The organism is Clostridium fessum, from assembly GCF_003024715.1.
In the GTDB taxonomy this organism is placed as follows: Bacteria; Bacillota; Clostridia; order Lachnospirales; family Lachnospiraceae; genus Otoolea; species Otoolea fessa.
On record NZ_PYLO01000002.1, the window covers coordinates 716,691 to 740,858 of the forward strand.

The window sequence follows — 24,168 nt, forward strand, 5'->3', positions numbered from 1 at the left end:
CCTCTTTTCCTTTTTACAGTAATGCCTCCGCACGCTTTGCCAGCTGATACCGCCGTTCCACGCCCTCCAGCGCCTCCGGGTTATCCTTAAATTTCTCCCGTTTTGCCGCAAACCGTTCTTCGATCGTTACACGCCGTTCTCCCTGTACCTGCTTGTCCGCCAGATACACGATCAGGCTTTCATTCAGATATCCCAGCTTTTCTTCCGGCAGATCCATATGATCCGCAACGATATCCGCGATCCCGGTATGTCCCAGAAGCCGCAGCCATCCCGCCCCTGTCTCCGGATGTTCGGGGTATGCTTTAGCGATGTCGTGAAGAAGCGCCGCCGCGTAGATTTTATATTTATCGATTGGCGGGCTTTTGTATGTCATCTCCACACACCTTTCCGCCCTATACTTTAGAACTCTATCTGCCAATTCCACGGCCAGCTCCGCAACCACCCGGCTATGGCGCACCGCCGCCTCCGGCGTGTGGAACCATGCAAGCAGACGCTCGCACTCCTCTTTGTCCGGGACAGGACGTTTTCTCTCCCAGTCACGCAATTTCTGAAACTCTTCCTGCGTATCCGCATCAAACGCGCAGCCTGGATCCGGCACATCCAGGAAAATCCGGCGGATTCCCGGCTGTTCACAGGCGCCTTTAAGTCCCATCGTCCCGTCATGCTGCAGCAGTTTTTCGATCACATCTGCACGGATCAGAAGCGGATGCCCCGGTGTTTTCTCATACTCCGGGAGATAGACATCCCCATCGCCTTCCGCAAACCGGTATTTTTCATATTCCAGCGTAAATGGCGTAAACAGTGGCACATCCACCGGGAAAAAGAAAATGCCATCCAGCGTCTCTTTTCCTGCCGTTTTCCGCTTTTCCTTATAATAGGAAAGCCCCAGGCAGACGGAATCAAACATTTTCGTCTCCGCATACGCCGGATTGTGGATGAAATGGATTCCCGGTCCCGCAGCCGCCGCGCGTATATCTTCCGCCCGGCGTCCGGTAATGATCGTGATTTCATGTACGCCGCACGCCCGCAGCGTCTGTATCTCACGTTCCAGGACCGTCTGGGCGCCGAGCTTCATGAGTGGTTTGAAATCCCCCATCCGCGAGGATCGCCCCGCCGCCGAGATCAAGGCGTCAAATACATAATCCTTTCTTTCATACACCTGTCCGTAGCCAAAGGGAATCTGCAGAAGTTCTGTCTTTTTCCGCTTCTCCCAGCCACTGATCAGTGTCCGAAACCAACCCGCGTGTCCGATTACCAGAATATCGCCCCGGCTCTTCATCCGGAGTTCATTCCAGGTTGTCCTGGCGCGCCCTGCACAATCTGCAAAACTCTCTCCCTGCGGCGGTCGGAAATCGTACATATCTGCCCCTCGTGCCACATACTCCGCTGGAAACTGTTCCCGGATTTCATCGAAGGAATGACCATCCCATTCCCCCATGTCAATCTCCGCCAGACCATCTACGACCTCAATCGGAATACTTCTGTCAATCACTTCCTGCAGGATCGCGGCTGACTCCCGGCAGCGCTTTAACGGGCTGGTATAAATCTTTTCAATTCTGCGTCCCGCAAATGTCTCCCCCAGCGCCCGAATCTGTGTCCGCCCTTCCTCTGAAAGCGGCAGATCCGTCCGCCCGATGCAATATTTCCGTTCATCTGGAAATTCCGGCTTCCCATGCCGGATCAAATAAATCGTCCGCATTCTGTCCTTTCCTAGTGCTCGTGTTCCTCTTCTTCCCCACACTCGCAGCTGAAATCATGGCTGTGTCCAAATTGTCCCGGTCCGCCGATGTAGTCGCGGATCAGCTCCAGTTTATAACGGTTCATATAGCTATATGCCTTCTGAACCGTATGCCCGCTTCCCAGATAACGGGTCACGCCCGCCTTTACCAGTATCTCAAACGGTTCTTTCTCGATCGGTCCGCAGATGACTGCCTCACAGTCATGTTCTACCACCTTCTTCGCAAATACCAGATTGTCCGGATCCTGTTTTCCATAGACATGGAAAATCTGGTTCTTGTCCGCGTCAATAATCATCAAAAACGGACTCTCCTTAAAAGTCGCCGGCACCAGTCCGTCGATCTCCTCTGTCTCTGATGCAATTGCTATGTTCATTTTTTCTCCTTGTTCTTGTCAAATTTTGCTGATTTTTTTCAAAATTTCTCAATTATTTTTAATTTTATGATACTGCAATCAAAACTCATCGTCAAGTTTTTCATGATATTGAATTTTGCCACTCATTTTTCATTTTTCCTCGATGATTAGCCGCCTTTTTCCCGAACCGATATAGGGGGAAATTTCTTTTTCTATCACAGAAACGGTCAGGCAGTTCCCAAAGTATTCCGTTAATGCTGCTTTGACATTTTTCACTCTGCTTCCTACCGTATCTGCATAACCCGCTTTCTTCATAACAGCCACCGTCAGATGCTTCTGCGCCGCATTGTAAGATGCCTGAAAATCTTCCACCTCATCCAGGGCAAATAAAAGCTCATCTAATAGGTGCATGGAAAGCACCTTGCCGCCGGACAGCCGGACGCTGTCATCCAGCCGTCCCTCAACCTTATCAAGTCTAGGCTTTAAACATCCGCAGGCACACGGTTCTGCAATCATCCGCCCCAGATCGCCGGTCCGATAGCGCACAAGCGGCATTCCCCGCCGCCGAAGCGTTGTCAGAACCAGCTCGCCGTATTGCCCTTCCGGAACCGGCTGTCCCGTCTCCGGATCCAGAATCTCAATCAAAAGGTCCCGGTCCCGCATATGGTAACCCCCGCGCGCCCCACACTGTACGCCGCCGCCGTAACCAGTTTCCGTCATACCCCAGTGCGTAAAGACCCGGCAGTTCCAGGTTCTTTCCAAAAAACGCTGCACGCTGACCGGCACATAATCAGCACTTAAGAGCACTGTTTTCGGGCCAAGTCCCGGCGCATGGGCTGCCAGCGCATACATCTGGCTTGGGACACCGATCAGGCAGTCTGCCCCCTCGCCGTCCCGCGCTGCCGCTTCCATATCGTGAATCAGCCCGTGAACCTTCGTCTCCACCCGGATGCGCCCCAATCCTTCTTTTAAAAGTCCTCCAATCGAAAAAAATCCCGGTCCTTCCATATAAACCGTGACCCGATCGCCTGGCTTTACCATGTACTGCATCCCTGTTTCAAAGAAATCCGCCGTCTGCATCAGATCGTCTTCGGTAAAAAACAGGCGCTTCGGTGCCCCTGTACTGCCGGAGGTTTTCAGCGTGATGATACGCGCGATCTCCTTGGCTGGAACACATAAAAATGTTTCCGGCTCCGCTTTCAGTTCCTCCGGGGTTGTGAGGGGAAGTGTCCGGAAATCCGCCCATGAAAACGAATCCGGCGCGAGCCGTACATCGGAACCTGCCATTTCCCCAAGCTGTCCCCAGACGGATGTAAATTTCTTCTGATAAAATGGACTTTTCTCCTTTACATACGAAAGTGTCCGCCATAACCCGGACGGCTGCGCCGCTGCAATAAAATAACCGCAGCCCGCTTCTTTTAAAATCTTCCGTTCCGCCCCCAGCGCCGCGCAGACGGATTCCAGATTTCCATCAAAGATCTGCTGCCCGATCCACTCCGCCAGCGTTCCAGACACATCCTGCATATTTACAAGCGCAAAACCCGCATCCGCCATCCGGTCACAGATTGTTTTAGCGGACTCCAGCCGTCCCAGCATCCCGTCTAAGAAAAGCTCTTTTTTCCGGGCATACATATCGCTCATCAAAAGCCATCCCTCCGGCTTTAACACCCGGTACGCCTCCCGGAGCGCCGCCGCCGGTTCCGCAGCTTTGGAACAACTGCATTCCATCAGAATGATATCTGCCGTCTGATCTGGATATGGCAGTTTCTCCGCACATCCAGTCTCTATCCAGCCAGGTTCATGCACATCCGGATTCTTATCCAGGCCGGAAATCTGCCAGCCCGGGCAATGCTCAGAAAGCCAGCGCATCGTGCCGCCAGCTCCGCAGCCGATGTCGATGACGCGAAACGGCACTGCAGGATCTATAGACTCCGTATCTGCCGCTCCCGCCTCTGGTATCTCAATTCCCGCAAACTGGAACATCTGCCTCGTCAGCGCAAATCCACCGGGGCGGCAGAGACTGCACTCATTTGTATCCATTTTTTGCACCTCTCCTTTCTGCGCCTCTATTATCTGCCTCTTTCCATCGGAGACAAGTAGTACGCACAGAACGGAATCTTCTTCCCGTCTTTATACACATGCAGGCTGCACTGGCGCAGACGCTCGATATCGAGATTGCCGGCATCCTGAAACGCCATGGATGTGATCGTGAAGCCGTGGCTTTTGGCACGCTTTAAGAAGTCCTCCATATTTGTTATGTCAACCGACTCTTCTTCACAGCAGCAGAATTCTGATTCGGGCTGAGTTCCGCCACAACAGCAGCTTTCTGGTTCTGGCTGGGTTCCGCCACAGCAGCAGCTTTCTGGTTCTGGCTGGGTTCCGCCACAGCAGCAGCTTTCTGGTTCTGGCTGGGTTCCGCCACAGCAGCAGCTTTCTGGTTCTGGCTGGGTTCCGCCACAGCAGCAGCTTTCTTTTTCCGGCTGACTTTCTCCACAACAGCACGTCTCTTCCAGATCGCGCCGTTCCCAGCGCCGTCCGACAAATTCACGGTTCTTCTCCGCCGGATCCGGACCGCAGCAGCAGCCTTCGCCCTCCGGTTCTGTCTCGGTTTTTCCACTATAATTTGTCAGCGGCATCAATTTATCCCCAGGCATCACGATGAAATCCCCGTGGAACCCACACATCGGGTGATCGCAGCAGGATGGCGCGATCTGTTCCTCTTTGATAAGCCCGCCGCTCTGGCTGACAACCGCCTCCAGAAGCTCATCCAGCGTATAGCGGTCATCATCCGCCGGAAGCTCCGGGATACGTCCAAAATAGCTGACCGGCTGGAAATGCACGCCGCGCACATACGGCGACCGCTGAATGGCAAACCGGATGATGTCCCCGATCTGCTCCGTATTGACGCCCGGAACAAGGACCGGAACAAGCGTCACGCCGATTCCATACCGGCCGCACTGCTCGATCGCCCGTTTTTTCACTTCCAGCATCGGGCGGCGGCGCAGTTTTTCATATACGGCATCGTCCACGCCGTCAAACTGCATAAATACAAACGAAAGTCCCGCATCCGCCAGACGCTTTACAAACGCCTCGTCCTCCGCCAGGCGAAGACCGTTGCTGTTTAACTGCACATATTTACAGCCAACCTGCTTCGCATACGCCACGATCTCCGGCAGATCGTCCCGCACTGTCGGTTCCCCGCCGGAAAGCTGCAAAAGTGTCTTTCCCGGCTCCGTCAGATCGTCGATCCAGCGTTTTACCGTGTCTAAGGACGGATCCTTGGCCCCGTCCGGCTCCGCAAAACAGAAGGTACAGTTCATATTGCACCGCGCTGTGATCTCCAGCAAGGTACAGCAGGTGGCGCGTCTGTGCTCCGCACACAGACCGCAGCCCGCCGGGCAATTTAGATTTTCATTTTCTCCCACCGCCGGACGTTCCCCGCGCCAGTCGGCAAACTTACGCTTATTTCTCCAGATTACACTGGAAAATGTCCCGTGATCCGGGCAGGTTTTTACCAGATATATCTGCCTGTCCCGCTCTTCCCGCTTTGCCGGAATGCGTTTTAAACAGACCGGACAGACACTGTATGTATGGCGCATTTCTTCTGGCAGGAGGGCTCTGTCCTGTAAGTTCATTACCATCGTCCTTCATCCCCTTATCTCAATTCATTACAATTCTCCCATGATGAAGCCAGCCGCAGATGGGCTGTGTTCTCATGTTCACACATGGCAAATCCCCGCAGCCAGCCTGTCTCACCTATCCTTTTCAGATCCAAAAGCATCTCTCATGAATCATACTTATATCTACTATCTACTTATCTTCCAGCTCTCTCTCCACATCCGCCATACGCCCTTTTACCAGCGCTTCCGGCAGATATACCTCGCCGCACTTCGGGCAGCACAGGATCTCGGTGTGGAAATTGTGCCCCAGATAGTCAAAAAATGTGGATTTCGGCACCATCTCCACCTGACACCGGCGGCAGATGACTTTTTTCTCCAACGCCTCTTTGATCCGCTGATCTCTTCCGCCTCCATCAATCGTCGGCATACTCATCACTCTCCTTCCAGATTCATGCGGTGGCTGTAGCCATTCCAGAGCTTATAACCGCCGTCCGGCAGCACCTCGTACTCTGCCCAGTAGGTCATATGCTGGATCTTCAGATGCCCGATCCGATGTCCCGTCTCCGGGTCGATAATACCGCGGTCTTCCCGCTCACAGTGTTCAATGACCTGCTCCATATCTTCGATCAAAATCTGACCCGCTGACAATTTGCGTTCCAGCTCCTTCTCAACTTCTAATTTCATATGTGTTTCCTCTTCGATCGTCTCATTCCAGTACGTCTTAAGCAGTTCCCGTTTCGCCGCCAGGCGGTTGTGCCAGCGCTCCGTCACCGTCGCCGCCGGGCGCCCCGCGCCATTTAACCCAAACAACAGATCGAGGATATGAACCGCCTCCTTGCCCTGTCCGGCAAAGGACTCCCGGCAGTTGACACAGTAGGTCACATACGGCAGTTCCTCCTCTTTTGCACGGGAAGTTGTCATATAGCTTGTGTGGCTCGGAGAAGCAATCCCGATATGTCCGCCGTATCCGCAGCAGCGCGCCTTTTTCCCGTCATACGGCAGATTTTCCCACGTAATCCCCGCCGCATCCGCCAGATGGCGTACACTCTCCTGCAATTCCGGGTAATAGCGGCTGGCGCAGGGATCAAACAAGGCATACGACTGCGCTTGCTGGGTACTTCCTGCTTCCATTTCACCCTTTTCAGCATTGTCCGGTTCCAAAGCAGCATCTTTCTCCATGCCCCACTCTTCCATCACTTCCTCCAGGAAAACGACCGGCAGCTCCGGCAGGTATTCTTCAAACATCTTCCGGCAGTTCGGGCAGGCTAAAATCACGGTTGGTTCGCCCAGTTCTCTCCACTGCTGCCGCATTTTTTCCAGATGTGCCGCGTGGATGTCCACTTCGCCTGCCCACTCGGCAGGTGCACTGCAGCAGGTCATCCAGATCGCCGCATCCGGCTTTTTGGAATGCAGCCACTCATATGTCCGCGTCACATAGCGCGGATCCGAACCGGCGAGCTGGCATCCCGGAAAGAAGGCGTAGGAACTCTGCTTAACATTCTCCGGTTTCCGCGTAAGCCCCGCTTTTCCGGAGGCATACGCCATGTCGCGCAGCCAGAAATCATGAAATGGCCACGGCATCGCGCCCTTTTTCCGCATTGCCCGCATACTTTCGAGCAAAAACTGGCTAAAATCAATATGCTGCGGGCAGACCTCCTTGCACAGCCCGCAGTGATCGCAGGTGCTGATCAGTCTCGTCGCCCACGTACCATCGCGCGATAACGTACCGGGATGAATTGTTATGTAAACCTCTTCATACAAACGGCGCGGTGTTTTCTCATGCAGGCGCATCAGATCACAAGCACGCATACAGGCATCACACGAACACTTCTGGCAGCGCGCGATCTCCTGCATCGCCTCTTCCTCCGTATACGATTCCCCGTTTGCCGGAACCACCCGCTCGGCACGCTCAATCCCATCCGTTTGAAGCTTTAAAAGTGTCCCTTCCTTTCGAAATGGCTCATTCATGCCGCCCGTTTTCAGATACCGTTCGATCGCAAGCGAAACCGCCAGCCCATCCGCCAGCGCCTTCATGCTGTCGCCGCCCGTCAGAGAACCGCCAATGAAAACGCCCTGGGTCCGGGTCGCAAATGCGCCGTCCGGGTCCATTTCCAGACCAAAGTCCGCGCCGTCTGCCCCAGTTGCCACATACACGGCATCATAGTCCGCCCGGAGTGCCTCCAGATCCGTTACCGTTTCACCGAGATGGCGTGAAAATTCCTCAAACTGGAACTGCGCTTCGATCTCCGCATCAAATTCCGCCGGATCCATCTGGTTTCTCGCCTGACCGCCCAGAACCATTTCCCGCTCATAAACCGTTACATCGTACTTTTTATTGCAGAGACGCAGCGCACAGCCAAGCCCCGAAAGACCGCCTCCGACGATCGCGATCCTTTTCCCTTTCGACGGCAGGTTATACGCATTCGGTGCCTTCCGCTTCGCGTACTTGACCGTCGCCCGCTCTAAAAGCCCCATCGCGATTCCCCCGTCCAGCTTCGCGCGCAGACACGCCTTCTCGCACGGATGGCTGCACAGCTTCGACACAATATCCGGAAATCCCACCGTATTCTGATAGGTCCGGTACGCCGCGTTGAAACGTCCCTTTTTCCACTTTTCTTCCAGCCCCTTGATATCCAGCCGGAACGGACAGGCTGCCTGGCAGAACGGCGGCTCGTTCTGATGGCATTTCTCCGCCAGCGTCTTTTCAAAATCTTCCAAATAGCTCACAGGGCGGACCTCCCTTCTTTTCTCCTGCATTTATCGTTACTGTTCACGCATACGTGTCCAGTAACGGAATTTGCCGTGGCTTCGCATTTAAATACGGCAAATTCCTGCTGCCACCACGTTTTCTTACGGCACTTTCGGTTCCAAAAGTGCCTACCCGTGAACAGTAACCATTTATCCTCTCCCAGAATCATTTATCCCGTCCTCCATCGATAAGTAAAAATTCCAGGAGCCAATTTTAATACTTTTTATTATACACCATAACCAAAGAATATGTCTTGGCACATTCGGGCGTCTCGCGCGGTCGCTTGCGACAACCTGCATCTTCACACGAGTACGCATCATTGTTCCAAGGAATTTCCTATTACAAAAAAGCCGCTGCAAAACCTACCTCTCTAAACATAGATTCTGCAGGTTCGCAGCAGCTTTTATTTAATTCTTATTTACAATCACGCGATACGCCTTGCCGCAGCTGCCCGCTTCATGTGCAGCCACGCATTCCTCTTCCGAATCGGATTAGAACGGACGCTCAGCTGTCGGATCATCCAGGGATACGTAGAAACTCTGGGTTCCTACCTGTACCGGATTCTCTTTGATGTTCTCCAGTTCCTCATACATATCGGAACCAAGGAAGTATTTCTTCGGCTCGTACGGTTTCTCGCCCTTTGCGATTGCATCCAGACCAGCTTTTACCTTCTCCGGAAGTGCCGGGATCTCATGGATACGTACGCCGCAGGCATTGTAGATACCATTCAGAACTGCACAGTGGCCAGATGCCTGGAATGCCTCAGAAGCGCCTGAAGAACCGAACGGACCATCAGAGATAGCGCCATCGATATGAATCAGGTTGATATCATCCGGAACATCCTTGATGTAGGAAGTACCAGCGCCAAACATGTTCGCATGTTTCTTAACGTCTGCGTAGTCCTCTTTCAGGGCAAAGCCGATACCATGCATGATACCGCTGTATGCCTGACCGTTAACAGCATCGATATTACCGATACGTCCAACGAAGTCAACACAGGTAAATTTCAGAACGGTAGTCTTACCGGTCTTAGTATCAACCTCAACCTCTGCCAGGTTCAGGCAGTATGTGAATGCCGGAGTCGGGTCGCCGATACCGGTATTCGGATCCAGACGGCACAGACCCGGAGTTGTGTTGGTCTCATAACGGCCAAGATACTTGGTCTCGATGCCTTCTGCCTTCATCTCATCATAGGTACGAAGGGTACCATCTTCTTTTCTCATAGCTGCCAGAAGCTTGTTCGCTGCGATGATGGTTGCATTACCATCCATGTACAGGGAACGGCTGGCACCAGCCATACCGGTATCCGGACAGGTCTTGGTATCATTCTGAATCAGCTGGATATCTTCCGGTGTCAGATGCATCTCTTTCAGAGCTTCCAGTGTTACTACCAGAGAACCGGTTGTAGCACCCTGACCCATTGCATGCCATGTGTCGTATTTGCGGATCTTGTTGCCCGGCATAAGCTCAAGAGCAACCTCAGCACTATCGCCGCCGCCCTCAGTAACGTTGAAGCCGCCCCATGCGATACCAACGCCTCTTCTCTTCTCCGGTGTGTCAGCTGCTTTCGCATCAGCCACTGCTTTCTCATAGATTGGACGCATAGTATCCATGATCTTCTCCATCGGATACTGCGGATATACATAGCTGTTGATATTCTTATCGCCTTCACGGCAGATATTCTTATAACGGAACTCGAACGGATCCATGCCCAGCTCTTCTGCCATCATATCCATCAGCGGCTCACTGAGTGTATATGCCTGCGGAGAACCGTAGCTTCTGTAAGCAGTACCAAATGCATGGTTTACGTTGGCTACACGAACCAGACCTGCTACGTTCGGTACATTGTACGGGAAGAAGGTGAAACGTGCCGGTTTGGTCATAACGTCGTCACCGCCCCAGGAGTAAGCGCCGTGATCCATACCGATATCAAACTCAGCAGCCAGGATCTTGCCTTCGTTATCACATGCCAGACGGCCATTGGAGTATGCCGGGCAGCGTTTGCCGCTGAAGTGCTGATGCTCTTCATAGGACATGGACAGGGATACCGGCTCGCCGGTAACTACGGTACAAGCTGCACACAGTGCGATATCGCCTGCGTTGGTAGACCATCCAAAGCTTGCGCCGGTCGGGTTCATGATGATACGGTATTTATCCTTCGGTACACCAAGGCAGTTACCCAGACGTCCGATAGAGGAGTATACACACTGGGATTTACACTGAATGGTCAGCAGACCATCATCGCCCCAGTAAGACTGAAGTACACAACCTTCGATGGAAAGATGCGGCTCACGGGAGGAGGAGAAGCTTCCTTCTACTACGTGCGGTGCTTTGTCGATTAAGTCTCTTACTTCTTCTGCATCTTCCAGACCTGCTCCCTTTAATACCGGCTGCTCGCAGAAGATGTTCGGGGTATCCTCATGGATACGGATAGCATCCGGCATAACTGCATCCAGATATGTCAGATACTCTGGCAGCTGTTCGTATTCCATCGTAACCTTAGCGGCTGCTGCACGAGCCTGACGATGTGTATGAGCTACTACCATAGCGATAACATCACCGTAACGATAGATCTTCTCATCCTGAAGAACTTTACGGGATGGTGTCATAACAGTACTTCTCTCATGGAACTGACCCTCAGCCATGATGTTAGTTCCGCCTGCTGCGATGAGGTCTTTTGCTGTGATAACCTTAACAACGCCCGGCATCTTCTCAGCTTCCTCAGTATGGATAGCCAGAATCTTTGCATGATGGGTAACCTTCGGCTGAACGATAGCTGCATATAAAACGCCCTGCGGCATCTTAAGAGCCTGATCATCGCCGTAGTCGGTCAGACCACAAACCTTACCAAGTGCATCCTGACGAACAACCGGTTTTCCGTAGTAGTTGCCATCTTCCGGATTGTGGAACTTGATATCCTCGATGCTGCACTCGCCACGCATAACCTTAGCTGCAGCCATAACTGCATCTACAATCTGTTTGTATCCGGTACAACGGCATACGTTTCTTGTCTTCTGGAACCAGTCACGAACCTCTTCACGGGTCGGATCCGGGTTCTGCTCTAACAGAGCATATGCGGAAACGATGAAGCCTGGTACACAGAAACCACACTGTACAGCACCGCAGTTCATCCATGCAACCTGTAACGGATGCAGATGCTGCGGAGTACCGATACCCTCGATGGTGGTAATCTTGGAATACTCTTCTACCTGGCTGATTTTCTTGGTACAGGAACGGATTACCTGTCCGTTCAGAATGATGGAACATGAACCGCAGACACCGGTTCCACATCCAACCTTAACACCGGTCAGACCGATCCGGCGCAGAACATCTGACAGTTTATCGTTTTCCGGATCGCACATAAACATACGATCCACACCGTTGATGTTCAACATCATTTTTCTTAATTTCATGCTGTTTCGTCCTCCTTCTTTAAAATAAATAGAGCCCTGATGCTTCCGACTATCCTTCCGCATCATACCCAATACTTACGATTCCTTAGTCATCCGCGTTTTCCAGCATCTCTGCCAGATCCGCCAGATCCACGCCATAGTCCTCCAGAAGTTCTCTGGCCTTGCGGTAGGTATTCTCTACCACCTGGGGACACCGAAGTGCCTTGTTGGCCATGTTATCTCCTAAAATCGAATGACAATCACTTCCTCCATAGATTTCACCATAGTTTTCCTGAAACCAGTCTGCCAGTTCCGGTATCATCTCGCTGTATGCCGCTTCCGGCTCAAAGAGCGCCATCATCATCGCCGCACCGGTCAAAGCTCCGCAGGTCAGCCCGCTTCTGACTCCCAGACAGAGTGCTGCAGATGCCTTCAGAAGGCTCGGGTTCTCCTCGCCCTTAAGGGTAAGTCCCAGCGAAACAAGTGCCTGACTGCAGCAGCTTCCCGATAAAAGCAGCTGGTTCAGTTTTTTAATATCCGGCTCCATCCGCACCTCCTGTTCTTAGAAACACAAAAAGAAAAGCGGCACCGCCTCTGAAAAGACAGTACCGCTTAACGTATCCGAGTTTGTATATACATCTGCACCTATAGATATGGATACACCTATATCTATACCTATCTGTCAGCACATATATACCCTATCTATACAAGAAGCCTGACAGCTTCCCGTATCCATCGATGTAAAGCGAATCTCTCTTTCTTTTCAAATGCGGAAGGCACTTCCATTTCCAGATGTACCCATTGGCCTGACTGCATACGGTTTCCCGCTTAGCAATTTCGGCTCGAAAAACAGATTGTTTCTATTTTGGTTTTGATACCTCTATGGTACTCTGCTTTTCATCGAAAGTCAATCTCATTTTTCATAATTTTGAAATTTTTTACATCGACAGGACACTTGTTCGCCCCTTATTTTACCTCAATACGGGATTTTCAACATGCTATTTTACCCTTGTAATATCTGTTTACTTACAGAATTTCAGCATAACTTCCGTTCAAATGTTGTATTATTTGAAGATTTGTATTCTTCCTTTCTACTATTTGATCGAGTATTTTTTAAAAAAATAACGGTTCACACGCTTTCATAATTTTTCATTTTCATTTGTTTAAACGTGAATTTTGTTCACTTGGTTTTCACTTATATGAAATTTATATCTTTTTGATTCATAATCAAACATGAATATCTGTTATTTATCCGCTATAAATCCTCACATTTTTAAGTATCCTTTTTTCATTTTCTTTTTCTGTTTTAAATTTTATTCTGCAAACCATTATTTTTTATTTCAGATAACGCAAGCATATTTAAGAACAGAATTCTTGCACATACAAATTCCGCATCGAAGATGTGATTTGCATAAATTTTTTCTTATTTATAATCCGTACAAATCCTACTTTCTCCCCGCAAAATACGCCTGCAGGTTCTCCCCTACATGCTCCAGATGCCGCTCCATCTCCCGGCGCGCCAGTGCCCCGTCTCCGGCTTCAATCGCTGCCAGAAGGCTTTCGTGTTCATTTTCCCGGACTTCGTCAGAGCGGACTGCTGCCTGGTTGAAGCGCGCATAAGCGTCCTGGTCGGTCAGGATGAGCTTTAACATCCGCAAGATAGACGGGCTGCCTGAGAGATGCGCGATTTTCAGATGGAACGCCAGATCTTCCTCGCTTCCCGCCCTTCCATGGCGGATTGCATAGAGATAGTCTGCCTGCAGATCTTTTAATTTCTGAAGTTCCTTCGGCTCAATCCGCTCTGCACATGCCTCCGCCGCATATCCCTCCAGGAGTTTCCGCACCAAAAGAATATCCTCCAGCCCGCTTTCTGTCTCCATCGACGCCGCCTCGATAAGCTCATTCGCCGCCTTCATCTTCTCCCGGCGTGACCGTTCTTCTTCCAAAAAGCGTTCGCCCTGCGGCGTCAGGATCCGCCCCTTGTTCTGCACCTTGACAAGCAGCCCTGCTTTCTCCAGATCCAGAAGCTCCCGCCCAATGCTGGCGGACGGAAGATGCAGGATCTGCGCCAGCTGGAGTGCTCCCGCCGGGGTGTTTAAGTCCTGCATGGCTGTCAGTATTTCAAAGCTGCTGTTTCGTTTTTTCCCTGCCATCTTTCCACCTCAATACTCTGTACTATTTCTATGATTGTATCATCATTTCCGATTCGTGTAAATCATCCCTTACTGTATCGTACGGAATTTTCAGTTCAGAAAATTCCCACCTGTGAACCGTTACAAGCAGGCTGCAGTTTGACAGCGAAAATGCCATAAAATAACAAAAAAAACGAACCGCAGGGTACATTTTCTCACTCTGCGGTCCGCTTTGAATCTAAAATCATTTCAGATTTTGATCCATCTGTTTTTATTTATTACTTTTTATCTACATTGATGAACAGATAAGGAAGCCCTACGGAGTAGTACTGGATACCGCTTACATCCGGATTGGTCATAACGGCTACAGACTGTCCGTAAATCGGGAACAGAACACACTGATCTGCCAGCGTCTTCTCACAGCCAACTAAAGCTTCCCAACGAGCATCCTGGTCGAGTGCCAGATCGCCCTTCTTTGCGGACTGGATGGTTGCATCGTAGTCTGCATCGGAGAACTGGGAGTAGTTGGTGGAGCTGCCGGTTATCCACATATCCAGATCAGTCATCGGATCTGCGTAGTCCGGACCCCAGCGGGTAAGACCGATATCATATTCACCTTTCTGCATGTATTCCAGACGGGCTTTCTTCGGAAGTACCTGAAGTTCGATGGTCAGACCCGGCAGATTGTTCTGCCACTCGCTCTGCAGGAACTGTGCAACAGCCTGTGCAGAATCGGTATCTTCACACATTAAGGTAAAAGATAAGGAATCTTTTCCAAGCTCGCCAAGACCTGTCTTCCACAGCTCTTTTGCTGCCTCTACATCGTAGGTCCAGCTGTCGTATGCGCTGCCTGCTGCCTCGCGGAAATCTTCGCCTTTTTCATTGGTAGCAAGACCCTGCGGTACGAAGTAATCCATCGGTGTGGAACCATCTTTCAGAACACGGGTTGTGATCGCTTCTTTGTCATACGATTTTGCCAGTGCCTTACGGATATTTACATTGTCAAGCCCCTCTTTCTTCATGTTCGGGGTCAGATACCAGTTGTAACCGTCACTTCTGGTGGAGAATCTCGGATCATCCTCATACTGCTCTACCAGGTTACCGCTTAAGGTTACAACGTCCAGATCGCCATTTTCAAAAGAAAGGGCTGCTGTCTGGCTGTCGGTAATGATCGAGAACTCAACACCGTCCAGTTTGACATCGGATGCACCGAAGAACTGATCATTCTTTACTAATTCTACCTTCATGGCAGACGGCTCATAGGAAGATACCTTGAACGGACCATCTGCTAACAGGGTATCTGCGGAAGTTGCAAAGTTGCCGCCGCAGCTCTCTACAAATTTCTGATTTAAAGGCAGGAAGCATGCGCCGGATGCCATCAGGTAATCAAAGATAGCACACGGGGAGCTTAAAGTTACGACTAATGTCTTATCGTCCGCTGCCTCTACACCCAGTTCCTCAACCGGTTTTTCACCTGTTGTTACCTCTTCTGCATTTGCGATGCAGGCGGTTGTGATAAAGAACTGGTAATCACTTGCAGTTGCCGGATCGGCTACTCGTCTCCATGCGTAAACGAAATCGTTTGCCGTTACCGGATCGCCGTTGGACCATTTTGCGTCGTCACGGATCTTGAAGGTCAGGGTCAGACCATCCTCGGACTTCTCCTCACTCTCCGCCACGCCGTAAACCGGAGCACCTGACTCATCCTTGGTCATCAGACCCATCATAAACTGGGAGATAACACCACTGGATGTGTAGTCGTTGGAAAGTGCCGGATCCAGGGAGTCTACCAGAGTGCTTGCCTGATAGCGAAGCACCTTGCCGCCCTCAGCCGAGCTGCCGCCCTCTGCGCTTCCAGATTCAGCCGCTGCTGTCTCTGTTGTCTGGGTCGATCCGCCGCAGCCTGCTAAAAGTCCAGCAAACATAGCAGAAGCCAGCGTCCACGCCATTACTTTTTTTAGCTTCATAATACTTCCTCCTTTTTTGTTTTTTTAATAAAACCAAACCATTCCCGTTTCATGCTGCATTTCCTGGTCCCGGCTGTCTATCCTCAGTTGTCTGCTGGTTCGGCTCATCTATAAAATCACCCGCTAAACAGGTCATTTTATCACATTTATTATGGTTGATTTTGTGCCGGAATGCATCGGCTTTCTTTTAAATCTACACCCATTTTTCCAAATCTGCATCGGTTCCGCGCACAAAATGTGTGCCCTCAATCTGATGCATCGTACCTGCGCCGTAATCCAGGCCGCTCGTCTTATAATCATAGTGCAGTGCAATCCGGCTGCGCTCTACCACCGGGTTCGGGTTCGGGATCGCCGAAATCAGGCTTCGGGTGTACGGATGTACCGGATGGGAGAAAATCTCCTCCGTCGTGCCCGTCTCCAAAAGGTAGCCCAGATGAAGAACGCCGATGCGGTCGGAAATATATTTAACCATCGAGAGGTCGTGGGCGATGAAGAGGTATGCAAGCCCCGTCTCGTCCTGGATGTCCTTCATCAGGTTGACAACCTGCGCCTGAATGGACATATCGAGCGCCGAGATACACTCATCGGCAATGATCAGCTTCGGGTTCATGACAAGCGCCCGGGCGATGCCGACACGCTGCCGCTGACCACCGGAAAACTGATGCGGGTACCGGTTTGCATGTTCCGGCGCCAGACCTACCTTGTGGAGGATGTCTGCCACCATCTCGGTCCGCTCTTTCTGGGAATGGTACCGGTGATGGATATCCAGCCCCTGTGCAATGATATCCGCTACTTTCTGGCGCGGATTTAAACATGCCATCGGATCCTGGAAAATCATCTGCATATCACTTCTGAGTCTCGCCTCTGTCTGGCGGCTCATTTTTCCGGAAATATCCATCCCGTCAAAGGTAATTTGTCCTGCGGTCGGATCGTAGAGGCGGATCAGCGCCCGCCCGATCGTCGTCTTTCCCGATCCGGATTCCCCCACAAGACCATAGGTCTCGCCCGGATTGATATAAAAACTGACATCCTCAACCGCTTTTACGGTAAATTTCCGGCTGACCGGAAAGTACTGCTTGAGTCCTTTTACTTCCAGAAGGGGCTTTTTGTTTGTCTCTGTCACTGCACTCATGCGATTCCCCCCTCTTTCTTCATTCTCTCAATTCGATCCCGAAGCTCCGGCGGCATATCGACCTTCGGCGCCTTCGGATGCAGCAGCCATGTCGCGGCGCTGTGTGTCTCCGATATCTTGAACATCGGCGGCTCCAGACGACTGTCAATGTTTAACGCATATTTATTCCGCGGTGCAAACGCATCACCCGTTACCTTGTGAAGCAGGTTTGGCGGGCTGCCCGGGATTGTGTAAAGACGTTCGTCGTCCGTTCCCAGATCTGGCATCGCGGAGAGAAGTCCCCATGTGTACGGGTGGCACGGATCGTAGAATACATCCTCGACCGTGCCGCTCTCGACGATCTTGCCTGCATACATGACGTTGACATAATCGGCAACCTTCGCAACGACACCCAGATCGTGCGTGATATAGATAACCGACAGCTGCCGTTTTTTCTGAATCTCCTGAATCAGTTCCAGAATCTTCGACTGAATCGTAACGTCCAGCGCCGTCGTCGGCTCGTCGCAGATTAAAAGCTCCGGATCGCACGCCAGTGCGATCGCAATGACGATTCTCTGGCGCATACCACCGGAGAGCTGGTGCGGATAGTTTTTGATTCGCTTCTCCGCGTCGGTGATGCCGACCAGCTTCATCAGCTCCAGCGCCTTCTTATATGCCTCTTCCTTCGGTGTATGATAATGCCAGATCATGCCTTCCATGATCTGTTTCCCAACCGGCATCAGCGGGTTTAAGGAGGTCATCGGATCCTGGAAGACCATCGCGATCCGTTTTCCGTTGATATGGCGGCGGATTTCCTCTTTTTTCATCTGCAGAATTTCTCTGGTGACCCGTTCCTCCGGGTTACGATAATATGAAAATGTGATCTGTCCGCGGTCGATCGTTCCGTTCTTTGCCAGGATTCCCATGATCGCCTTCGCAGAAACCGATTTACCGGAACCGGATTCCCCAACGATTGCAACCGTCTCGCCCCGGTTTACCGTCAGGTTGACGCCCCGGACGGCATTGACCACTCCGGCTGTCGTCTCGAAGGAAATGTCCAGATTCCGCACTCGTAAAATTTCTTCTTTTTTCTCCATGCCATTTCCTCCTACATATCCTTCATCTTCGGATCCAATGCATCACGCAGACCATCCGCCAGCATGTTAAAGCACAGCATCAGAAGTCCCATGACAATTAACGGGAACACGATCATGTACGGATGGCTTGTAAAGTTCTGATATCCACTCGAAATCAGGGAACCCAGCGAAGCCATCGGCTCCGGCACCCCCAGGCCAATAAAGGCTAAGAATGCCTCGGTAAAGATCGCATGCGGGATCGAGAACATCGTCTGTGTGATCAAAGGACCAAAAATATTTGGTAAAATCTCTTTGAAAATAATGCGGAAACTCTTTGCTCCCAGCGTCCGGGAAGCAAGCACATATTCCTGCTCTTTCAGCTTTAAGACCTCCGCGCGGGCGATTCGGCTCATGCCCAGCCACCCGGAAAACATCAGGGCGAACGTGATAGACATAAGCCCCGGTTTCATAACTAACAAAAGCAGGGTAACCGTGATCAGGTACGGAATACTGTTTAGTATCTCGACGATACGCTGCATGATCATATCGACTTTTCCGCCGAAATATCCGGATACAAGTCCATACGTCAGACCAAACGCAAGGTCGATGAATACCGCCAGAACCGCTACATAGAGGCTGATCCGCGTTCCGCTCCAGGTCCTGGTCCAGAGGTCGCGTCCCAGCGAATCGGAACCAAACCAGTAGTAGGTATCGGTCAGACTGTTGCTCTCATAATAGTTGATTTCTTTGCTTCCGGTGGATGTACGGATCGTCTCAGAACCATCTAAGATACCCATATTTTCCAGCCCCGGCACTCTCGGCGCCATGTTCTGGTTGGTAATAATCTGCTGATCGTAGGTAAACTGGTTCATGTGAGGTCCGACAAGCGCCATCACAATCAGAAACAGAATACAGACAAAGCTGAACATTGCGCCCTTATTTTTCTTAAACCGTGCAATTGCCTCTTTCCAGTAGCTCTGGCTTGCAAAGTTTGTATCGACATGTTCAAAGCCGTCTTTGTGCTGGAATTCAAAATCATCGTCCAGAAATTCGATCTGGCTTAAATATTCTTCGGGTGATAACACATGCTCCCGAACGGAAGCCGCATCCCCGCCTGTCATTTTCTCATCTGTCTTTTCGTCACTCCGTTTTTTCATGCCATCACCTCTCAATCCGATTTCTTCGCCAGACGGATTCTCGGGTCGATAATTCCGTACAGGACGTCAACCACCAGCATCAGGACAATGTACATGACACTGTAGATAAATGCCAGCGAAATCGTCACGTTGTAATCGTTGGACTGAATCGCTGCAATCATTAAACTTCCGATGCCCGGAATCGAGAAGATCTTCTCGATAACCAGGGAACCAATCATCAGATCGACAACCAGCGGCGCCAGTACCGTAATGATCGGGATCAGCGCGTTTCGAAGTGCATGGCGCACCAGAAGCGGGCGTCCCGTGATTCCCTTGCTCTCCGCAAGCAGCATGTAGTCGCTGTCCAGCACCTCCAGAAGGGAGGTTCTCGTAAATCGAGCCACCGTCGCTACCGTAAACATCGACAGCGCCAGCATCGGCATGATCGACGATGCGAAGAACTTCTTGCCGTCAAACAGAAGCGGCAGCCACTGTGCCTTGTAGCCGATGAAATATGCCATAACCAATGCAAAAACATAGGACGGAAGGCTGACGCCCAGAACTGAAATCACAGTACAGATGGTATCAAGCCAGCTATTTTTCTTGAGCGCTGCCAGAATACCTAAAATCAGTCCGACTACCGCACCGAAGGAAACTGCCTCCAGTCCGATTCCAAAGCTGACCGGCACACGGTTCTTTAACAGAACCGAGATGGAGGTATCCTTGGAGATAACATACGATACACCAAAATCGCCCTGCAGCAGGTTCTTCACATACGTGAAAAACTGTACGATCAACGGTTTGTCCAGTCCATATTTCTTCGACATCATCGCAATCTGATCCGCGGTCAGCTTTTCATCGTTGAACGGAGATCCCGGCATCAGCTGCAGCAGCATAAAAAGTACCAGGATGATGATCAGAAGCGTGACAAGAGAAATCATGATACGTTTTCCGATATATTTCTTCATGTCCGTACTCCCTTCTTTCTTAATATAATACGTCTCTCTCCTTCTCTTATAGCCCGGATATTCTTTCAACTCCGAAGTATAAAATAAGACAAACGGTTTTATCTCTCTATTCCTGCATCCACACGCGCATATGCGTCATGCCGCGGTTGCACCATGCATAGTACGGAATTGCCTGCAGGGTTACCACCTCTTCCGGTGCCGCATCTTCTGCATAAAGCGCCGGATTAACCGCCGTTTTCTTCCGGCAGCCCGTCACGCGCAGCGCCACGATACCTTCCAGCAGATCCGCCTGATACGGAAGCACTTCAATCTTCGCCTCCCGCGGAATCCGCAGTGTCTGAAGATCCTCTCCGTTGTCCACGCCCTCAAAGGTGTAGATGATTGGTCCGCGTCTGAGTGCCACGCATCCGGCATCCGCCCGCACCATCGGGTGTGCATAGACCCGCTCCGGCTCCATCTCCATCTCGCAGGAAACAGTATCACCAGGCTGCCAGCTTCTCTGGATCATCCAGTAGCCCTTGTCTGTCTTGACTGCCCCGGAAACCGGTATGCCATTGACCTTCACCTGCATCTGATGGCACCAGCCCGGATAACGGACTGCCAAAGTAAATTCTGCTCCCGCCTGCTCCGGTTCTACCGTGTAGGTAACGGAGCCGTTCCACGGATATTTCGATGTAAGCGCTATCTTCACGCCGCCCGCTGTTTCAAAGGAAGCCGTTCCCCCGACAAACAGGTGGGAATAGATCGTATCTTCACTTGAAGACCATACATAAGAACCAAGTGAAGTCATCAGACGCGCCAGGTTCGGAGGACAGCATGCACAGTCATACCAGCCGATCCGCTCCGGTGTGTATTCTTCTTCGCCATATGCGTTGGTCGGCATGCCCGGATTGGCTTCAAGCTGATTGATATAAAAGAATTTCGTTCCGTCTAACTGCATGCCGCTGATGGTTCCGTTGTAAATCTCCCGCTCTAGAATATCCGCATACCGCGCGTCCGGATCCGCCTCCAGCATCTGTTTCGCAAAAAAGCAGACCCCCACCGCCGCACACGTTTCCGCGTAAGCGGTATCATTCGGCAAATCATAATCCACGGTAAATGCCTCGCCGTAATAGGTGGAACCGATTCCACCCGTTATGTACATCCGCCGGTCTACCATGTTGTCCCACATCTTCCGGCAGGCTGCCATCAGCGCCTCATCGTGATTCTGCGCTGCCAGGTTTGCCGCCGCCGTCAGAAGATACATACAACGGACCGCGTGTCCTTCCACCGTATCCTGCTCACGCACCGGCTTGTGGTTCTGCATGTAGGACGGCGGCTGCTTGTCCATGTAATCGGTGCGGCTCCAGCTTCTAGCCGCCGCTTCTTTATGGAAGAACTCCGGATCCCGTCCGCGCTCATCGATAAAATATGCCGCCAGCTTCCGGTATCTCTCTTCCCCGGTTGCCTGATAAAGCCGCATCAGCGCCAGCTCGATCTCCTCATGTCCCGGAATGCCGGTTACTTTGCCTGCTTCCCGTCCGAACCGCCGATCGATATGATCGCACAGCTTGCAGCAGATATCTAAAAGCTTCGTCTTTCCCGTCGCCTGATAGTACGCGACGCCTGCCTCCGTCATATGTCCGGCACAGTACATCTCATGGCAGTCCGTCAGGTTCTGCCACTTATGTTCCGACTCCGCCGCAATGAAATAGGTATCCAGGTAGCCGTCCGGCTGCTGCGCCCGCCCGATCAGGTCGATGATCGCATCGGCACGCGCCTCCAGCTCTGGATTTGCCTCGACGGTCAGTGAGTACGCCACCGCCTCCAGCCATTTCGCCAGGTCGCTGTCCTGAAATACACGCCCGTAATACGTTCCTTTCTCATCTCCCGCTGCAATGCGGAAGTTTTTAATCACATGGCTCTTTCGGATTCCGGACACCTCATCGTGAAGCACCCGTTCCTGATACGGAAGCATCGTGTGAATTACCACATTCTGTACCCGCGAAAAGAACGGGTCGTCTATCTTTACCTGTTTCAAATCAATGAAACTTGTCTCCTTTTTTATCATTCACAGAAAACCTCCTGATTTATTATTCACTTATCCGTAAGCGCCTATCAATAATCTGAAAAAGGCTTCTTTTTTTGTATGTTTTCTTATAAGTATACCATTCAAATAGTGGAAAAGCGATCTAACACATTTTGCATATTATAGAAAAGAATACGCGTATTTTTATAGAACAAAATCAGCCTGATTTCATTCCTTCTTTTTCTCTGATTTTTCTTTATTCTTCATTCATCCCCTCTTATTTTCCCAAGTAGAGTGTTTTATTTCTGCAAATATAAGGGATTTGCCAAACAGATTCTTGCTGTTTTTCTTTCTATTTGATATAATAAAATTGATATTTTAAATTTGTTTAACAACCTGACAAAGTTGTCCTGTTTTTCGTTTGCTTCTCTGCGGTTCAGACAGGATTCCTGTTACGTGGCTGTTTTTATTTAAACGGGAGTACATACATCATGAATTTTATTAATTTAAACTGTCCGCCCCTTCCTTATTTTATCGTCGGAGGCGGATGTGTTTACCGCCCCGGCGATATCCATGAGCGCCGGACGATCCGAAATGTCTTTGATCTTATCTATGTTCACAGCGGAACTTTATATCTCGAACAGGATCCGTTCCGCGTTGAACTGAATGCCGGGCAGTTTTTTATCATTACCCCCGATACCCCGCACCGCGGCAGCCGCGTCTGCCAGGAAAAGACCACGACGAGCTGGGTGCATTTCTATACCAACGGTAAATACAGCCTGTCCGATGAATTTTACCCGGACAACGTAACCCGGCGCGCCGCGCCGAAATTTTACTATTCGCCGCAGAATTTCATTCTCTCCCTGCCGCGCACCGGCACCGTGCCGGAAGCCAACCGGGAGAAGCTGGAAAAGTATCTGCAGCGGATGAACCTGGTTTCTTTCAGCAAATACACACAGAAAAAGAGCTTTCCATCCTCCGTGCGGACGCCGTTTGAGCTCCAGCATGATTTCATTGAATTTCTCCAGGTTCTCTATGCGCCGTACTGCTACAGTCGCGAGAAGGAAAGCATCGCCCGGACGCTGCGCGACTACCTGGATGCCCACTACACGGAGGAGATCTCCTTAAACGATCTGGCGCGCCAGTATTCCTACAGCCCGTCCCACTTAATCCGCAGTTTCCACCAGGCATACGGCGCCAGCCCGATGCAGTACCTGAAAAAACTACGCATCGAACACGCCTCCCAGCTTCTCCTCCACTCCGACGCCACGATCCAGTCGGTCGGTGAGATGGTAGGACTGCGGATCCCCTCCTATTTTATCCGCGTATTTAAGCAGGAGATCGGCATCACCCCGGCGCAGTACCGGATGTTTTACGCAGAAGAGAACGGGGGGAGTGAGGCGCCTTAAAGGCGATTCACAGCTGATGTTTTTTACTATCTATTTGTTTTCGTAAGAACTGCCATGAGCGTGGCAGTTCTTTTTTTATACCCAAACCAGTGAATCGTTTCTAATGTATCTATAAGTTCCTCTACATCAGCTATTGTTTAAGCCAGTTATCCGCACATTGAAAATCCTTTATATTTAAGGTAACACTGTGTGTATACAAAGGAGGAAATTCCGAATTGAAAACTGTCACGATTAAACTTCGCATTCATAAACTTTTGGCTGAAAAGCGTCTGACGAAATACCGTTTTATCGCCATGACCGGGCTTGGCTATAAAAATGCCAGCCGAATTCTGGACAATGAAACTGAATCCATCCGCTTCAGCACCATCGCCCGCATCTGCTCCGCACTGGACTGTACGCCCGGCGATCTATTTGAAGTTCATGAGGAAGAAGATCCTTACGATGGAATGTATTAAACATTCGGAAACAAGTGATTTCATGTGCGGATCGCACGCCAAAAAAGAGCTGTC

Annotated in this window: 17 protein-coding genes and 1 riboswitch; of the genes, 2 read left to right on the plus strand and 15 right to left on the minus strand. The window is 51.0% G+C overall.

Annotated elements, in window-relative coordinates; translation table 11 throughout:
* Window positions 1-13 precede the first annotated feature (13 nt).
* From C7U56_RS08440 to C7U56_RS08510, 15 genes are all read right to left on the minus strand, one after another.
* A complete protein-coding gene (locus C7U56_RS08440; protein ID WP_107000902.1) occupies window positions 14-1,699 on the minus strand; it encodes a DVU_1551 family NTP transferase in 1,686 nt (561 codons plus the stop codon).
* A gap of 11 nt (window positions 1,700-1,710) precedes the next feature.
* Window positions 1,711-2,112 (minus strand): NifB/NifX family molybdenum-iron cluster-binding protein, encoded by a 402-nt coding sequence (locus C7U56_RS08445; protein WP_107000903.1) that lies wholly within the window; start codon window positions 2,110-2,112, stop codon window positions 1,711-1,713.
* Window positions 2,113-2,241: 129 nt separating this feature from the next.
* A complete protein-coding gene (locus tag C7U56_RS08450) occupies window positions 2,242-4,131 on the minus strand; it encodes a DVU_1553 family AMP-dependent CoA ligase (RefSeq protein ID WP_107000904.1) in 1,890 nt (629 codons plus the stop codon).
* Window positions 4,132-4,160: 29 nt separating this feature from the next.
* Entirely contained in the window at window positions 4,161-5,732 is a 1,572-nt protein-coding gene (trsS, locus tag C7U56_RS08455) for a radical SAM (seleno)protein TrsS (RefSeq protein WP_107000905.1), read from the minus strand.
* A gap of 169 nt (window positions 5,733-5,901) precedes the next feature.
* On the minus strand, window positions 5,902-6,138 hold the full coding sequence (locus C7U56_RS08460) for a DVU_1557 family redox protein (RefSeq protein ID WP_022360474.1): 237 nt from the start codon (window positions 6,136-6,138) through the stop codon (window positions 5,902-5,904).
* Between the two features lie 5 nt (window positions 6,139-6,143).
* Entirely contained in the window at window positions 6,144-8,438 is a 2,295-nt protein-coding gene (locus C7U56_RS08465) for a pyridine nucleotide-disulfide oxidoreductase/dicluster-binding protein (RefSeq protein ID WP_181357205.1), read from the minus strand.
* 513 nt (window positions 8,439-8,951) lie between these two features.
* Complete coding sequence (locus C7U56_RS08470) at window positions 8,952-11,873, minus strand: molybdopterin-dependent oxidoreductase (RefSeq protein ID WP_022359117.1); 2,922 nt, start codon at window positions 11,871-11,873, stop codon at window positions 8,952-8,954.
* An 85-nt stretch (window positions 11,874-11,958) separates the two neighbouring features.
* A complete protein-coding gene (locus tag C7U56_RS08475) occupies window positions 11,959-12,399 on the minus strand; it encodes a DVU_1555 family C-GCAxxG-C-C protein (RefSeq protein WP_107000907.1) in 441 nt (146 codons plus the stop codon).
* Between the two features lie 193 nt (window positions 12,400-12,592).
* Window positions 12,593-12,712, minus strand: a riboswitch (molybdenum cofactor riboswitch).
* A gap of 585 nt (window positions 12,713-13,297) precedes the next feature.
* Complete coding sequence (locus tag C7U56_RS08480) at window positions 13,298-14,005, minus strand: FCD domain-containing protein (RefSeq protein WP_107000908.1); 708 nt, start codon at window positions 14,003-14,005, stop codon at window positions 13,298-13,300.
* A 257-nt stretch (window positions 14,006-14,262) separates the two neighbouring features.
* Window positions 14,263-15,951 carry a peptide ABC transporter substrate-binding protein gene (locus C7U56_RS08485; RefSeq protein ID WP_207722859.1) on the minus strand — a complete coding sequence of 563 codons (1,689 nt, stop codon included), beginning with the start codon at window positions 15,949-15,951 and terminating at the stop codon, window positions 14,263-14,265.
* 193 nt (window positions 15,952-16,144) lie between these two features.
* On the minus strand, window positions 16,145-17,074 hold the full coding sequence (locus tag C7U56_RS08490) for an ABC transporter ATP-binding protein (protein WP_370824313.1): 930 nt from the start codon (window positions 17,072-17,074) through the stop codon (window positions 16,145-16,147).
* A gap of 5 nt (window positions 17,075-17,079) precedes the next feature.
* Window positions 17,080-18,159, minus strand: coding sequence for an ABC transporter ATP-binding protein (locus tag C7U56_RS08495; protein ID WP_107000911.1), 1,080 nt, complete (start codon window positions 18,157-18,159; stop codon window positions 17,080-17,082).
* Window positions 18,160-18,170: 11 nt separating this feature from the next.
* Window positions 18,171-19,295 (minus strand): oligopeptide ABC transporter permease, encoded by a 1,125-nt coding sequence (opp3C, locus tag C7U56_RS08500; RefSeq protein ID WP_022359123.1) that lies wholly within the window; start codon window positions 19,293-19,295, stop codon window positions 18,171-18,173.
* 11 nt (window positions 19,296-19,306) lie between these two features.
* Entirely contained in the window at window positions 19,307-20,374 is a 1,068-nt protein-coding gene (locus C7U56_RS08505; RefSeq protein ID WP_333493356.1) for an ABC transporter permease, read from the minus strand.
* Window positions 20,349-22,292: a glycoside hydrolase family 127 protein gene (locus C7U56_RS08510; protein WP_107000913.1), complete on the minus strand. Its 1,944-nt coding sequence runs from the start codon at window positions 22,290-22,292 to the stop codon at window positions 20,349-20,351. The genes C7U56_RS08505 and C7U56_RS08510 overlap by 26 nt, the downstream gene beginning before the upstream one ends.
* A 449-nt stretch (window positions 22,293-22,741) precedes the next feature.
* Here C7U56_RS08510 and C7U56_RS08515 point away from each other — a divergent pair, with 449 nt between their 5' ends.
* Both C7U56_RS08515 and C7U56_RS08520 read left to right on the plus strand, forming a co-directional pair.
* Window positions 22,742-23,659, plus strand: coding sequence for an AraC family transcriptional regulator (locus C7U56_RS08515; RefSeq protein WP_107000914.1), 918 nt, complete (start codon window positions 22,742-22,744; stop codon window positions 23,657-23,659).
* A 215-nt stretch (window positions 23,660-23,874) separates the two neighbouring features.
* Window positions 23,875-24,114: a helix-turn-helix domain-containing protein gene (locus C7U56_RS08520; protein WP_022359127.1), complete on the plus strand. Its 240-nt coding sequence runs from the start codon at window positions 23,875-23,877 to the stop codon at window positions 24,112-24,114.
* Window positions 24,115-24,168: the final 54 nt, after the last annotated feature.